Origin of the sequence: Pseudomonas sp. FJ2-5-13, from assembly GCF_029201605.1 — a bacterium.
In the GTDB taxonomy this organism is placed as follows: domain Bacteria; phylum Pseudomonadota; class Gammaproteobacteria; order Pseudomonadales; family Pseudomonadaceae; genus Aquipseudomonas; species Aquipseudomonas lactis.
Genome location: NZ_CP104045.1, coordinates 5,618,759 through 5,633,915 on the forward strand (window position 1 = coordinate 5,618,759; position 15,157 = coordinate 5,633,915).

Genomic DNA, 15,157 nt, shown 5'->3' on the forward strand with positions numbered 1-15,157 from the left:
CTGGAGAGCCAGCCATGAACAGACCCTTCCACGCTGCATACCATGTTTATGACTTAGACGAGGCGCGCATTTTTTATCGAGATGTTTTGGGTTGCACCGAGGGCCGGTGCAGCGCGACCTGGATCGACTTCGACTTTTTCGGCAATCAACTTTCACTGCACCTGGGTACGCCCTTCCCAACTACACGTACCGGCCTGGTCGGTGAGCACCAGGTACTGATGCCGCACCTGGGCGTGGTGCTGCCACTTGATGAGTGGTTAACGCTTGCCGAACGCCTCACCCGCCTGGGCACACGCTTCGAGATCCCACCCGTGACCCGCTTTGCCGGCGAACCAGGCGAGCAGCGCACGATGTTTTTCCTCGACCCCAGCGGTAATCCCATCGAGGTGAAAGGGTTCAAGCACTTCGAAGGATTGTTCGCCCAGTAAATCCCTGACAACCACAACAATAAGGGCCACCCCCATGACCGTCAGAAAACCCACCAGCCTCATCACCCGCATTATGATCGGCCTGGTTGCCGGGATAATCGTCGGCATCCTGCTCAACCAATTTCCCGAGCAAAAAGCCTGGTTCATCGACAACCTGCTGCAACCAGCGGGCGACCTGTTCATCAAGCTGATGAAGATGATCGTCGTGCCGCTCGTCTTCGCCTGCATGACCGTCGGCATCGCCGGCATGGGCAACCCGGCCGCCCTGGGTCGCGTCGGCCTGAAGACCTTCGTGTACTTCTTCACCATCACCAGTATTGCCATCGTCTTCGGCCTGCTGGTTGGCAATGTGGTGCAGCCGGGCTCGGGCGCCGAATTCGGCAGCACGCTGCAGGCACCGGCCACGGGGCTGGCCTCCAGCGGCAGCCCGCAGAACCTGGGCCAGGTACTGCTGGCAATCGTGCCGGACAACATCGTCCTGGCCATGTCGCAGGGCAAGCTGCTCTCGGTGCTGTTTTTCGCGATTCTGTTCGGTTGTGCCTTGTCGTTGTTGCCCGAGGAACGCAAAGCGCCGTTGATCAGCGTGATGCAGGGCGTCTCCGACACCATGTTCAAAGTCACCCACCTGGTTATGCACTACTCGCCGATAGGTATTTTCGGCTTGATCGCGGTCACCGTCGCCAGCTTTGGCATCAGCGCGTTGCTGCCGCTGGCAAAACTGATCGGCACCACCTATGTCGCGGTGCTCTTGTTTGCCCTGTGTGTATTGGGGGCAGTGGCACGCTTGGCCGGCGTCGGCTTTTTTCACCTGCTGCGGGAAATACGCAGTGAACTGTTACTGGCCTTCAGCAGCGCCGCCTCGGCGACGGTCATGCCTCAACTGATCGAGAAGATGGAGCGTTATGGCGCGCCACGGCCCATTACCAGCATGGTGATCCCGCTGGGGTACTCGTTCAATCTGGATGGCGCATCGCTGTTTGCCGCACTGGGCACGCTGTTCATCGCCCAGGCGTATGGCATCGACTTGAGCCTGGCGGATCAAGGCATGCTGGTCTTGATCATGGTGCTGACATCAAAGGGCGCGGCAGGCGTGCCAGGTTTCATGTTCATCATCCTGACCGCGACCTTGACCGCCGCAGGGCTGCCGGTGGAAGGCGTGGCGATCATCGCAGGCATCTATCGGCTGATGGATATGCCCGTCACCGCACTGAACGTACTGGGCAACGCATTGGCACCCTTGGTGATCGCACGCTGGGAAGGCCAGCTCAGGGCACCCGACAGCACGCCGGCCTCCGAACCTCCCAGCGTGCCTTTCAAGGCCTGACGCGGCAGCCAGGGTGATGTCAGGCTTTGTCCTTATCCTGACGGAGCTTGGCCCGCGTATGAGGTTGAGCAACAGCGGGCACGGACGCCTCGCTGCGAACCTGCGCATGGCTGATCAACGCAAAGATGAAACTACCGCCGATGATATTGCCCGCCAGGGTCGGCCCGGCGAAGACCAGCCAGAAATCCTTCCACGGCAACTCGCCGGCAAACACCAGGTAGGACACTTCCGCTGAACCGACGACGATATGGGTGAAGTCGCCCAGTGCCATGAAGTAGGTGATCAGAATGATGATCCACAGCTTGGCGCTCTCCATCGACGGAATCATCCAGACCATGGTGGCGATCATCCAACCGGAGACAATGCCCTTGGCGAACATCTGCGCGGGGTCGTTCTCCATGACCTTGCGCCCGATCTCAAGGAAGGCCAGGTCGGTCTTGGTATCGAAGATCGGCAGGTGCAGCATTACGTAGGCCACCAGCAAGGTGCCACACAGGTTGCCCACCAGCACCACCGTCCACAGCCGCAACAAGCGCGCGGCATTGGCCAGGGTCGGCTTGCTCATCACCGGCAGCACGGCGGTCAGGGTGTTCTCGGTAAACAACTGCTGACGGGCAAGAATCACCGCGAGAAAGCCTGCGCAATAGCCAAAGCTGGCGATCACCTTGAATTCCTCACCATCCGGCAGGCGCGAATTGAGCAGGCCCATGCCCATCAGCGACAGGCCCATGGTCAAGCCGGCGGCCAGCGCCGACCACCACAGCGCGGCCACACTGCGTTCCAGCTCCTGGTCGCCTTGGGTGCGGATAATTTCGTGTAATACAGCCGCGCGCGGCGGCTGGTTGTCATCAACGTCCTGCTGCTCTTCCTGCGACAGGTTGGGGGTCTTGCCGTCTGCTTGAGTGGCCATGATGTACCAGAGTCCAAGGGGTGCCTGTAGCTACGACACGCCGCGACGATGGCTGTTCAGTGGCACCGCAACTAAACCGGAATACGCCAAGCCTTGGCCTGCTCCACGGTGGTAGAGCTCAAGGGTTTACCCCACGGTTTATTGCGCGCCCGGTAGTGTTTGACGATGCCATCAAGCACACGATTGAACTCTTGCGGCGTCGTCGCCTCGCCCAAATCACGCACCGCGCGTTGCAGTAACTCAACGTTGGCAGAGGGCTGACCAGGGCGGTATAGCGAGGGATAAATGACTTCGCGGATAAAATTCGCTGCCTTCACCCCGATATCGCGTTTTTGCATTTCAGTGACGGCGCGGCTCAACACCTTGGACAGGCCAGAGCCATTGCCCACCTGCAGCAGTTGCTGAAAATTACGCTGGCCTGGCGCATTCAGGCGCTTGCCCAGCCAGTCGATATCCTCGGGTCTACGGGCGAGGGCGTCCAGATTGCGCAGCGCCGAGGCTATCTTTGGCGTAATCACCAGCGACGTATCGGATTGATTCGCTTCGGCAATCGCACGGTCCAACGCCTTTAACGCCTGTTGTGCGTCTTTGCGAAAACGCAACGCCTCGGCGCCGGCCGGGTCCTTCTGCAGTTCGTCCTGCACGCTGGCGAGCAGGTGATCATCCATCGCCATCACGGCATCGTTCAGCGAGGGGAATTCATGGCGCTCACGCTCCAGCTCACGTTTTTGCAGATGCCCTGACACCGCCTGGCGGGCCTGGGCCTGCAAATGCTGTTTCTGCTCGCAGGTCATGGTGAAGTTGACGGTGCCACCGAGCAGGCCGCGATAGTCGCCTTTATCGGAGTTCAACGGCAGCGTTACGGTTTGCTCCGAATACGCTTTGAGCCGGTCATCCTGATAGCTTTCAGCGGCGGTGTGTGGCGTGCCGGTGAACGTGTCAGTCAGATAGCTGAAAAAACCACCGCTTTGGGGGGGCGCCGAAGGTTTGTCAGACTCGAACTTGACGATCAGGGCTTCGTCCTTGTTCAAGGGGCTTTCCGGGAAAGAACGTTCAATAATGCCTGGCGCCGGGGTATTGAGGAGCAACCCGCCGTCCTGAAACGCCGTGACCTCTGAAGCAGCCTGAAACCCGTGGCCCTGTTCGGAAGGGCTCTTGAACAACCCAGGCAGCGCCCCCGAAATAAGCGCGGCGCGGGCGATATCCATATCCGGTGTGAGGCTGGCATTGAACACCACCAACTGCGGGCGACCGTCGAACATGCCCGTGCCGGTGATGTTCAGTTGCTTGATCGCCGGAATATGCCGGCTCAAGATCTCCAATTCGCGAAAAGTGGGGCCACCGCCAGCGTTGAGCCGTTCGGCAATTGCGGTGACTTCCGGGGGGCGGTTGGCTGCGGGCATACCCGCGATATGGGCCAGAACAGACTTACGTGATTCATTACGAATCAAGTCTTCCAGCGGCTGCCCCTCGGTTTGCAGGCGCGGCAGCAACGTCAGCAGCAGTTGAGAGATATTACCCGCCGGCCCTGGCACTTTCCCGACGAATTTGCCGATCTGGGAACTGGCCTCCTGCAACCACGCCGTGACCGGGTCTTTGCTATTGAGCAGGCTGGGCAGGTCAAGGTTATTCGACAGTTGCGTGAAGGCCTTGGCATCCATGCCGCTGGCGAGTAGCGCTGCCGAAATCGCGCCGGCAGAAGAGCCGGAAACCCCTTTGACGCCTTTGAGTTTGTCGGCCTCTTCAAGCGCCTGCACCATCCCTGGAAAGGCGATGCCCTTGGCGCCACCGCCACTGAGTACCAAGTGAGCGGGCGGCGGCGGTGACAGCACCACCTCCACCCGCCCGTCACTGTGACGATAAATACTCAGGTTGCGCTCGCCCACACCTTTGACCAAAGGCGTCTTGACGTCCTGGCCGGTGGTCTGAGGCTGAGGGGGCTGATTCTGTACAACAGAATTGGAGACTTTCATACACGAGGCTCTCTCTACAGGGTGTAGGCCTGAGTGATGAGAGAGCCTCGGATAGATCCATCTGGAATGATTTGGTAAAGCAAATCACGCCACGTAGGTGTTACTCGGGAAGACTGTCGTCCTTGAACTGGTCCTTTACGTACTTGATCTCGGTGCGACCGTGGGGCGCTGGCAATCCGTCTTCGCCCAGGTTGACGAAGACCATTTTTTCCACGGTCAGGATGCTTTTGCGCGTGATCTTGTTGCGCACTTCACAGGTCAGGGTGATGGAGGTGCGGCCGAACTCGGTGGCGGTGATGCCCAGTTCGATGATGTCGCCCTGGCGCGAGGCGCTGACAAAGTTGATTTCCGAGATGTACTTGGTGACCACGCGCTGGTTGCCGAGTTGGACAATCGCGTAGATCGCCGCTTCTTCGTCGATCCAGCGCAGCAAGCTGCCGCCGAACAGGGTGCCGTTGGGGTTGAGGTCTTCGGGTTTTACCCATTTGCGGGTGTGGAAGTTCATGATCACTCCAAAGCGTCTTGCCAAATGATGGGCAACATCATGGCAGAGCCAGGGCCCAAGCTCTATGAGCCATTAGCTATCAGGCCCATGAGCGATCTTCATGCCGCCGACAGAAAGGCTTGGGAAGTGCCGCTTACACGGCTATAATCGCCTCCGTTTCAAAACGGTCATCTTCGATTGATACCGTTCTCCCGCCACCTGTCCGAGGGGCGCTGCAGCAGGTTCAACCTGTCAGGCTCGGATGGGGCGTTGTCCGGCCTGGTTGCCCTGGCCTGATACTAAACGCACAACGGCGCCCATTCGCACCCTACGAATGGAGGCTCTCTATGAGCGCTGTAATGACGCCTGCTGATTTCAATGACTACAAAGTCGCCGATATGTCCCTCGCTGCCTGGGGCCGTCGCGAAACCTTTATCGCCGAATCCGAAATGCCAGCCCTGATGGGCCTGCGTCGCAAGTACGCCGCTGAGCAGCCGCTCAAGGGTGCGAAGATCCTCGGCTGCATCCACATGACCATCCAGACTGCCGTGCTGATCGAAACCCTGGTTGCATTGGGTGCCGAAGTGCGTTGGTCGTCCTGCAACATCTTCTCGACTCAAGACCAGGCCGCCGCCGCTATCGCTGCTGCCGGTATCCCGGTATTTGCCTGGAAAGGCGAGACCGAAGAAGAGTACGAGTGGTGCCTGGAGCAAACCATCCTCAAAGATGGCGCGCCTTGGGATGCCAACATGATCCTTGACGACGGCGGCGACCTCACCGAGCTGCTGCACAAGAAGTACCCGCAGATCCTCGACCGCGTCCACGGCGTCACCGAAGAGACCACCACCGGCGTACACCGCCTGCTGGACATGCTGGCCAAGGGCGAGCTGAAAATCCCGGCCATCAACGTCAACGACTCGGTGACCAAGAGCAAGAACGACAACAAGTACGGCTGCCGTCACAGCCTGAACGATGCGATCAAGCGTGGCACCGACCACCTGCTGTCGGGCAAGCAAGCCCTGGTAATCGGCTACGGTGACGTGGGCAAGGGTTCGTCCCAGTCGTTGCGTCAGGAAGGCATGATCGTCAAGGTCTCCGAAGTTGACCCGATCTGCGCCATGCAAGCCTGCATGGACGGTTTCGAAGTGGTTTCGCCGTTCATCAACGGCCAGAACGACGGCACCTCCGCCTGCATCGACGCAGCCCTGCTGGGCAAGATCGACCTGATCGTCACCACCACCGGTAACGTGAATGTGTGCGATGCAAACATGCTCAAGGCCCTGAAGAAGCGCGCCGTTGTCTGCAACATCGGTCACTTCGACAACGAGATCGACACCGCTTTCATGCGCAAGAACTGGGCATGGGAAGAAGTAAAGCCTCAGGTACACAAGGTTCACCGTACCGGCGCTGGTGATTTCGACCCACAGAACGATGACTACCTGATCCTGCTGGCCGAAGGCCGCCTGGTGAACCTGGGCAACGCCACTGGCCACCCAAGCCGCATCATGGATGGCTCGTTCGCCAACCAGGTACTGGCGCAGATCTTCCTGTTCGAACAGAAGTACGCCGACCTGTCGCCCGCCCAGAAAGCCGAGCGCCTGACCGTGGAAGTACTGCCCAAGAAACTCGACGAAGAAGTGGCCCTGGAAATGGTCCGCGGCTTCGGCGGCGTGGTGACTCAACTGACCAAGACCCAGGCCGACTACATCGGCGTGACGGTTGAAGGTCCGTTCAAGCCGCACGCTTACCGCTACTAAGTAACCGGCCCTCTCCTTGCCGCAGAGGGCTTGTGTGGAAGCGGGCTTGCTCGCGAATGCGGTGTGTCAGTTGATGTATAGGGTGACTGACACGCCCCTTTCGCGAGCAAGCCCGCTCCCACATTAAATCGGTGCATGACTTCCGGTATCCAAGTTTCATAGGGTTATTACCATGTCCCAAGACCGTCGCTACAGCTTCGAGTTCTTCCCGACCAAGACCGATGCTGGGCATGAAAAACTGATGACCACTGCCAAGCAGTTGGCCAGCTTCAGCCCTGATTTCTTCTCCTGCACCTACGGCGCTGGCGGTTCGACCCGTGACCGCACGATCAACACCGTGTTGCAGCTGGAAAGTGAAGTCAAAGTTCCAGCCGCTCCGCACTTGTCGTGCGTGGGCGACAGCAAGGCCGACCTGCGTAGCCTGCTGACCCAATACAAAGCCGCCGGCATCAAGCGCATCGTTGCGCTGCGTGGCGACCTGCCATCGGGTATGGGCATGGCCAGCGGAGAGCTGCGCTACGCCAACGACCTGGTGAGTTTCATCCGCGAAGAAAGTGGTGATCACTTCCATATCGAAGTGGCCGCTTATCCGGAGATGCACCCCCAGGCGCGCAATTTCGAAGACGATTTGCAGAATTTCGTGCGCAAGGCCAATGCCGGCGCCGACAGCGCAATCACCCAGTACTTCTTCAACGCCGACAGCTACTTCTACTTCGTCGAGCGTGTACGGGCGATGGGCGTGAACATCCCCATCGTGCCGGGCATCATGCCCATCACCAACTACAGCAAGCTGGCGCGCTTCTCCGACGCCTGCGGCGCCGAGATCCCACGCTGGGTGCGCAAGCAACTGGAAGCCTATGGCGATGACGTCAAAAGCATCCAGGCGTTCGGCGAGCAGGTCATCACCGAGATGTGTGAGCAATTGTTGCAAGGTGGTGCACCAGGGTTGCATTTCTATACCCTGAACCAGGCTGAACCCAGCCTTGCCATCTGGAACAACCTCAAGCTGCCACGTTAACGCTTGACCAGTTGTACCAAGGCCCTCGTTCTGACGAGGGCCTTTGTCGTTTTACGTTACCCACGGAACCCCGCAGTCCATGAATACAGTGCCCCCGACGTCCCGCCCGCAACTGGTCTACCTGGTCTTCGGCGCCGACACCTACCATCAGGAAGCCGTATTCAGCATCGCCAGCGCACTGGCGTTCCTGCAGGACACCCCGGACGCGAACATCGACATCCAGGTATTTAGCGACAACCCCGAGCCCTATCGCCTGTTGCCGGTGCGCGTGCGCCCATTGGACGAGGCCACCCGCAAGCGCTGGAGCGAGCCTCACGGCTATCACTTTCGCACCAAACACGTGGTGCTGCGCCAAGTACTGCAAGAATCCCCGGTGGCGCTGCTGATCGACACCGACACTTTCTTCCATCATTCGCCCATGGCCCTGTTCGAACGCGTACAGCCCGGCACCTTGTTGTGCAACGCCTTCTACACCAAGTACGGCGACAACCACGAAAGCATCCTGTACACCGCCCTGCGCCAGCGCCTGCTGGACATGGGCGTGGCTGACGATGACATGATGACCCTCAACTCCGGTGTCATGGGCCTGACCCAACAGGATGCGCACATCCTCGACCGCTCCATCGAGTTGATGGATGAACTGTTTCCCCATGCCCAGGGCGCCTACACCCTGGAAGAGTTCTGCCTGTCCATCGCCGCTTACCGCACCGTGAAGGTGCGCGAGTGCCCGGACCTGATCCACCATTACTGGAGCCGCAAACAGCTGTTCCGGGCCAAGGTCAAGGCGTGGATCGCCAAGCACGCCAGCGCGCCCACCAGTGCGCAAGCCCTGGCCGATACGCGCCAGGTCTCCTCGCACCTGCCGCGCCCGCCGCGTTTGCAGCGTTTGATGTACAAACTGATCACCCTGCTGCTGCCCAAGCATCAGCAACAGTTCATCCGCGAGATTCTTTACGGCTGCTACGAACACGAAAACGAGTTCGACCAGGCGTGCGGCCCGGTCTGGTGGGACAAGGCCCGACAAAACCAGGAAGAACGCCAGAAGCGCCCGCTTGATGCCCACCAGCTGGAACACTGGTTCGCCAACCCCGTGGTGCGTTTGATTCTGGGTGAGCGCCGCGCCGCGATCCAGGAACACCTGCTAAACGCTCCCGCGAAGTAAGACCGCCCTCCAATGCGCGTGCCAGAGCTTCTCTTTCTTTGGGCAGCGTCGTAACCTCAGGGTATGCCCGTCCTCTTCAAGCTGTTGACCGCTGTGCTGTTTTCTTGCCTGAGCCTGGCCGCTCATGGCGAGAAGCTGCGCATTGTCACCGAACCCTGGGCGCCCTATGTCTACGAAGACAACGGCACCATGGCCGGCCTGGATTATGAAACCACCCTGATCGTGTTCCAGCGCCTGGGGGTGCAGGTGCAATGGCAGTTCCTGCCCTGGAAGCGCTGCCTGGCGATGCTCGAGCAGGGCCACGCCGACGGCGCGCTGGATATTTTCCACAGCCAGGAGCGCGACGCCTTGCTGCTCTATCCCAGCGAGCCGTTGTCGGAAGTCGAATTTGTCTTGTTCTATGCCAACGACCGCCCCCACCCCGCCGCCACCCTCGACGACCTGCGCGGCCTGACAGTTGGCGTTTCCCCCGGCTACCTCTATGGCGACGCGTTCAGTGGGTCCAACACCTTCGAGCGTGAACCTGCGCCCAGCCATGAGGCCAATTTTGGCAAACTCATGCTGGGGCGCGTCGATATGGTGGTGACTGACCGGCGCGTGGGGCACTACGTGATCAAGGCGCTGGGCCTGGAAGGTAAGGTCAGCCAGGCGTCGGTGGTGGTCAGTCGCCAGCAGCAATTTCTTGCGGTACGTCGTGGCGCAGGTATGGACCTGCTGGTGCAACGCTTTGCCGCCGAGCTCAAGCGCTTCAAGCAAGAGCCGGCCTATGCCACCTTGAGTGCTAAATATGGCCGGATGCACGAGCAAACGGCCCCCATACCGGCCCCCGAACACGCCGTTGAGCAGCAGGAAAGCAGCGCGCAGTGATTGCTCTGTTATACTGCGGCCTTTCCGCCAGGCTTACGCCCGGCCGCTCGGGTCTTGAAAACGGCACCCAACCCAGCTACTGCGCAGCTTTGCGGCCCGCGCGAGCCGGTGGAGTGCCCGCCAGACGCAGCAGGACCGGACGGGGTTGCGCTCCCCTAAGCGCCATTCACGCCCGGCAAGATTATCCCTTTGGGCCAAGCCCTAACTAAAACAGGATTACTCATGTCCTTTGCTTCCCTCGGTCTCTCCGAGGCTTTAGTCCGCGCCATCGAGGCAGCGGGCTATACCGAGCCTACTCCGGTGCAACAGCGGGCCATTCCCGCCGTGTTGCAAGGTCGCGACCTGATGGTCGCGGCTCAGACAGGTACTGGTAAAACCGGCGGTTTCGCCCTCCCTATCCTGGAGCGGTTGTTTCCCAACGGTCACCCGGACAAATCCCAACGTCACGGCCCGCGCCAACCGCGTGTACTGGTCCTGACCCCAACCCGCGAACTCGCAGCCCAAGTGCACGACAGCTTCAAGCTGTATGCCCGCGACTTGAAGTTCGTCAGCGCCTGCATCTTCGGCGGCGTCGGCATGAACCCACAGGTTCAGGCCATGTCCCGTGGCGTCGACGTGCTGGTGGCCTGCCCGGGTCGCTTGCTCGACCTGTGCGGCCAAGGCAGCGTCGATTTGTCCCACGTGGAAATCCTCGTGCTGGACGAAGCCGACCGCATGCTCGACATGGGCTTTGTCCATGACGTGAAAAAGGTCCTCGCCCGCCTGCCGGCCAAACGTCAGAACCTGCTGTTTTCGGCAACGTTCTCCCAGGACATCACCGCCCTGGCTGGCAAGCTGCTGCACAACCCCGAGCGCATCGAAGTCACGCCACCGAACACCACGGTCGAGCGTATCGAGCAACGCGTGTTCCGCCTGGCAGCCAGCCACAAGCGCTCGCTGCTGGCGCACCTGATCACCCACGGTGCCTGGGAACAGGTGCTGGTGTTCACCCGCACCAAGCACGGCGCCAACCGCCTGGCCGAGTACCTGGACAAGCACGGCCTCACCGCCGTTGCCATCCACGGCAACAAGAGCCAGAACGCACGCACCAAAGCCCTGGCCGACTTCAAGGCCGGTACTGTGCGTATCCTGGTCGCTACCGATATCGCCGCACGCGGCCTGGATATCGACCAGTTGCCACACGTGGTCAACTTCGAGCTGCCAAACGTCGATGAAGACTATGTGCACCGTATCGGCCGTACGGGCCGTGCCGGTCGTTCGGGCGAGGCCATTTCGTTGGTCGCGCCGGACGAAGAAAAACTGCTGAAAAGCATCGAACGCATGACCAAGCAGAAAATCGCCGACGGCGACCTGATGGGCTTCGATGCCAGCGCCGTGGAGGCCGAGAAGCCAGAAGCGCGCGAACGCCCAGACGTGCGTAACCCACGCAACCCACGCGGCCCCAAAGGCGATGGCCCGAACGGCGGCGGTGGTGGCGGTGGTCGTCGCGACAAAGGCAAGGACAAGGGCAAGGAAAAATCCGCGACCAGCAGCCGTGGCGAACGCCCGGCCCGTGAGCAGAAGCCCCGTGAAGGTACCCCGGCCCGCGAACAGCGCCAGCCGAGCCAGCCACCACGCGCCGCGGCCGACCGCGCCCCGGACGAGTTCCTTGACGACGATATCGATAACTTCGGTAACCGCGTCGACTACGTGCCCCAAGCCAAACCGGCCCAGGGCCGTGGCCGTCGTCCAGGGGCTCCGGCCCAGGGCGCAGGCGCTCCACGTAGCGGCCAGCCACAGGGCGGTCGCCAGAACGCCCCGCGCAACAGCAGCGGCGGCACCACCGGTACCCCGCCTGCCAAGCGCAGCGGCCCGCGTAATGGCGCACCGCGTGACGGCCAGGCCCGTCGCGAAGACTCGCGCAGCAACAACCGCCGCCCGGCCCGTGACGATCAGCCTCGCTCGTCCGAGCCTGCGGTACAAAACCCGCGCGGTGGCCCGGCGCCGAAGATCATCCACAAGGAGTCGAAAGCGGATCGCTTCCCGACACCTGAGCAGTTGGACCAACTGCCAGGCCGTCCTCGTGGCGAGAAACCAGCGCTGTTGACTCGCAACCGCTGATTTTCTGTGGGAGCTGGCTTGCCTGCGATGGCATCAACCCGGTGCACCTGATGTACCGAGGTGCCTGCATCGCAGGCAAGCCAGCTCCCACATTGACTGCATTTCAGACACAAAAAAACCGGATCTCAGAATCCGGTTTTTTTGTGTACAGGCAAAAATTACTTCTGCTTCACGCCTTCCAGCGAGATGTCCAAGTCGACAGTCTGCGAAGTCGGGCCTGGGCCTTTCACGCCGAAGTCGTTCAAGTCAATCGTGGTCTTGGCGTTGAAGCCGGCACGTTCGCCGCCCCATGGATCCTTGCCTTCACCGTTGAAGGTGGCCTTGAAGGTCACAGGCTTAGTCACACCGTGGAACGTCAGGTCGCCAGTCACATCAGCTGTCTTTTCGCCAGTGGACTTGACGGCGGTAGACACGAACTTGGCATCGGCAAATTTGGCCACATCGATGAAGTCTTTGCTGGCGATGTGCTTGTCACGTTCTGCGTGGTTGGACCACAGGCTGGCGGTTTTCACGTCGACCGCGATTTTGCTGGCTTCAGGCTTGGCTGCGTCCCAGCTGAAGGTGCCATCCCAGTCCTTGAAGGTACCGTGGATGTAGCTGTAGCCCAGGTGGCTGATTTTCCAATCGATAAAGGCGTGTTGGCCTTCTTTATCGATCTTGTAGTCAGCGGCCATCGCCGAACCTGCGGACAGCAGGGCAGAACCGATTGCCAGCGCAGCGAGTGTTTTTTTCAACATGCTTTCTATTCCTTGTGAGTCGAGGTTGAACATCAGGCTTTGCGTCCCAGCATTCGCGTAAGGGTCGCATCACGATCGATAAAGTGGTGTTTCAGTGCCGCCACGCCGTGCAAGCCGGCGAAGACCACCAACACCCAGGCCAGGTACAGGTGCACCCAACCGGCGGTATCTGCCTGGTCCGGTAGACCGGAAACCACGGCAGGAATTTCAAACAGACCAAACACCGGGATACCGACACCGTCTGCGGTGGAAATCAGGTAACCGGCAATCATCACGGCAAACAGCCCAACATAAAGGAATGCGTGCCCAAATGCGGCACCGATCCGCGTCATGCGGCTATAGCTGGTCAGCGGTGGTGGCGGCGGGCTGACCAGGCGCCAGACGATCCGCACCAGCATGATGGCGAACAGCGTGATGCCAATGCTCTTGTGCAAGTCGGGCGCATCTTTGCGCCAGGCGCTGTAGTAATCGAGACCGACCATCCACAAGCCCAAGGCAAATAAACCGAACACCACCAGGGCGACGCCCCAGTGCAGAACCATGCTGACCCAACCATAGCGGGCCGGCGAATTGCGTAGCTGCATGTACTTAATCCCGTAAGAACTGTGCCCAAGACTAGCGCTTTACCTATCGAATTAAAGCGGAAAATTTTGCTTTGAAATATCGAGAAATACGATAAAGAGGCTATGCATAATAAATTAACAAGGGATTAAGACTATTCCCAAGAAACGTGACAGACCGTCCTGCATTTACCGCGAATTTCCCCACAATGGCTTGTGAGCCAAGCCACCATTGCATAGGCTTGCGCGATTGTTTCGCCCGCGCAGGCAGCGGGACCGCTTCGAGGAGATCACCGATGGGCTTGAACAACCAGTGGATGCAACGCGACCTCGCGGTGCTGTGGCATCCCTGCACCCAGATGAAAGACCACCAGCAACTGCCGCTGGTGCCCATCAAACGCGGTGAAGGCGTATGGCTGGAAGACTTCGAAGGCAAGCGCTACCTCGACGCCGTCAGTTCCTGGTGGGTCAACGTATTCGGCCACGCCAACCCGCGTATCAACCAGCGCATCAAGGACCAGGTCGACCAGCTGGAACACGTGATCCTCGCCGGCTTCAGCCATCAGCCGGTGATCGAGCTGTCCGAGCGCCTGGTCGCGATGACGCCCGAAGGGCTGACCCGCTGCTTCTACGCCGATAACGGTTCGTCCTGCATCGAAGTGGCGCTGAAGATGAGCTTTCACTACTGGCTCAACCGCGGTCAGCCGAATAAAAAGCGCTTCGTCACCCTCACCAACAGTTACCACGGCGAAACCATCGCCGCGATGTCGGTGGGTGACGTTCCGCTGTTTACCGAGACCTACAAGGCGCTGCTGCTCGACACGATCAAGGTGCCAAGCCCGGACTGCTACCTGCGCCCCGAAGGCATGAGCTGGGAAGAACACTCGCGCAACATGTTTCTGGCCATGGAACAGACCCTGGCCGAGCACCACGACACCGTTGCCGCCGTGATTGTCGAGCCGCTGATCCAGGGCGCCGGTGGCATGCGCATGTACCACCCGGTGTACCTCAAGCTGCTGCGCGAAGCCTGCGACCGCTATGGCGTGCATTTGATCCACGACGAAATCGCCGTGGGCTTTGGCCGCACCGGCAGCATGTTCGCCTGTGAACAAGCCGGCATCCGCCCGGACTTCCTGTGCCTGTCCAAGGCCCTTACCGGCGGTTACCTGCCGCTGGCCGCCGTGGTCACAACCGAAGAGGTCTACAGCGCGTTCTACGACGATTACCCCACCTTGCGCGCCTTCCTGCACTCCCACAGCTACACCGGCAACCCGCTGGCCTGCGCGGCGGCGTTGGCGACGCTGGATATCTTTGAAGAAGACAACGTCATCGAGAACAACAAGGCCCTGGCCCAGCGCATGGCCACCGCCACCGCGCACTTGGTGGACCACCCTCACGTATCCGAAGTGCGCCAGACCGGCATGGTGCTGGCCATCGAGATGGTGCAGGACAAAGCCACCAAGGCCGCCTACCCGTGGCAGGAGCGCCGTGGTTTGAAGGTTTTCGAGCACGCGTTGGAACGTGGTGCGTTGTTGCGGCCGTTGGGCAGCGTGGTGTATTTCCTGCCGCCGTATGTGATTACACCCGAACAGATCGACTTTCTGGCCGAAGTGGCCAGCGAAGGCATCGATATCGCCACTAACAGCAAAGTCAGTGTGGCGGTGCCCAAAGATTTTCACCCAGGCTTCCGTGATCCGGGTTGATTGCCCAAATCCTTGTAGGAGCGAGCTTGCTCGCGAAGGCATTCCAGGCGCACCGCTGCGTCGGATGTACATTTTTCGCGAGCAAGAACTAGGCGTCCCCCTCGCGCCTACATAAACAACCTCTTCAGAGAACA

General features: G+C 60.2%; 13 protein-coding genes and 1 riboswitch. Of the genes, 8 read left to right on the forward strand and 5 right to left on the reverse strand.

Annotation, left to right across the window (positions count from 1 at the left end):
* Positions 1-14 precede the first annotated feature (14 nt).
* Positions 15-428 carry a VOC family protein gene (locus tag N2A98_RS24980; RefSeq protein WP_044271877.1) on the forward strand — a complete coding sequence of 138 codons (414 nt, stop codon included), beginning with the start codon at positions 15-17 and terminating at the stop codon, positions 426-428.
* A gap of 34 nt (positions 429-462) precedes the next feature.
* Positions 463-1,752 (forward strand): cation:dicarboxylase symporter family transporter, encoded by a 1,290-nt coding sequence (locus N2A98_RS24985; protein ID WP_228391118.1) that lies wholly within the window; start codon positions 463-465, stop codon positions 1,750-1,752.
* Between the two features lie 19 nt (positions 1,753-1,771).
* On the opposite strand, the gene N2A98_RS24990 is transcribed toward N2A98_RS24985, so the two are convergent.
* From N2A98_RS24990 to N2A98_RS25000, 3 genes are all read right to left on the reverse strand, one after another.
* The gene (locus N2A98_RS24990) at positions 1,772-2,662 is read right to left on the reverse strand and encodes a formate/nitrite transporter family protein (protein ID WP_057710258.1); all 891 of its coding nucleotides are present in this window, start codon (positions 2,660-2,662) and stop codon (positions 1,772-1,774) included.
* Positions 2,663-2,733: 71 nt separating this feature from the next.
* Positions 2,734-4,635 carry a patatin-like phospholipase family protein gene (locus N2A98_RS24995; protein WP_275622771.1) on the reverse strand — a complete coding sequence of 634 codons (1,902 nt, stop codon included), beginning with the start codon at positions 4,633-4,635 and terminating at the stop codon, positions 2,734-2,736.
* A gap of 100 nt (positions 4,636-4,735) precedes the next feature.
* On the reverse strand, positions 4,736-5,140 hold the full coding sequence (locus tag N2A98_RS25000) for a hotdog domain-containing protein (protein WP_003194988.1): 405 nt from the start codon (positions 5,138-5,140) through the stop codon (positions 4,736-4,738).
* A gap of 198 nt (positions 5,141-5,338) precedes the next feature.
* Positions 5,339-5,445: riboswitch (S-adenosyl-L-homocysteine riboswitch) on the forward strand.
* Positions 5,446-5,466: 21 nt separating this feature from the next.
* On the opposite strand from N2A98_RS25000, the gene ahcY reads away from it, so the two are divergent.
* From ahcY to N2A98_RS25025, 5 genes are all read left to right on the forward strand, one after another.
* Positions 5,467-6,876: an adenosylhomocysteinase gene (ahcY, locus tag N2A98_RS25005; RefSeq protein WP_003194990.1), complete on the forward strand. Its 1,410-nt coding sequence runs from the start codon at positions 5,467-5,469 to the stop codon at positions 6,874-6,876.
* A gap of 172 nt (positions 6,877-7,048) precedes the next feature.
* Positions 7,049-7,894: a methylenetetrahydrofolate reductase [NAD(P)H] gene (gene metF / locus N2A98_RS25010; RefSeq protein ID WP_003194992.1), complete on the forward strand. Its 846-nt coding sequence runs from the start codon at positions 7,049-7,051 to the stop codon at positions 7,892-7,894.
* 79 nt (positions 7,895-7,973) lie between these two features.
* Positions 7,974-9,056, forward strand: a complete 1,083-nt coding sequence (locus tag N2A98_RS25015; protein ID WP_044271883.1) for a hypothetical protein — start codon at positions 7,974-7,976, stop codon at positions 9,054-9,056.
* Positions 9,057-9,119: 63 nt separating this feature from the next.
* Positions 9,120-9,923, forward strand: a complete 804-nt coding sequence (locus N2A98_RS25020; RefSeq protein ID WP_044271885.1) for a transporter substrate-binding domain-containing protein — start codon at positions 9,120-9,122, stop codon at positions 9,921-9,923.
* Between the two features lie 222 nt (positions 9,924-10,145).
* Complete coding sequence (locus tag N2A98_RS25025) at positions 10,146-12,023, forward strand: DEAD/DEAH box helicase (RefSeq protein ID WP_044271888.1); 1,878 nt, start codon at positions 10,146-10,148, stop codon at positions 12,021-12,023.
* A gap of 158 nt (positions 12,024-12,181) precedes the next feature.
* Here N2A98_RS25025 and N2A98_RS25030 read toward each other — a convergent pair whose 3' ends face one another.
* Together N2A98_RS25030 and N2A98_RS25035 are read right to left on the reverse strand one after the other, a co-directional pair.
* The gene (locus N2A98_RS25030) at positions 12,182-12,760 is read right to left on the reverse strand and encodes a YceI family protein (RefSeq protein WP_032894782.1); all 579 of its coding nucleotides are present in this window, start codon (positions 12,758-12,760) and stop codon (positions 12,182-12,184) included.
* A 32-nt stretch (positions 12,761-12,792) separates the two neighbouring features.
* On the reverse strand, positions 12,793-13,344 hold the full coding sequence (locus N2A98_RS25035) for a cytochrome b (RefSeq protein ID WP_032894779.1): 552 nt from the start codon (positions 13,342-13,344) through the stop codon (positions 12,793-12,795).
* Positions 13,345-13,616: 272 nt separating this feature from the next.
* Between N2A98_RS25035 and N2A98_RS25040 the strand changes: the two genes are divergently transcribed.
* Positions 13,617-15,023, forward strand: coding sequence for an adenosylmethionine--8-amino-7-oxononanoate transaminase (locus N2A98_RS25040; RefSeq protein ID WP_034128920.1), 1,407 nt, complete (start codon positions 13,617-13,619; stop codon positions 15,021-15,023).
* Positions 15,024-15,157 lie beyond the last annotated feature (134 nt).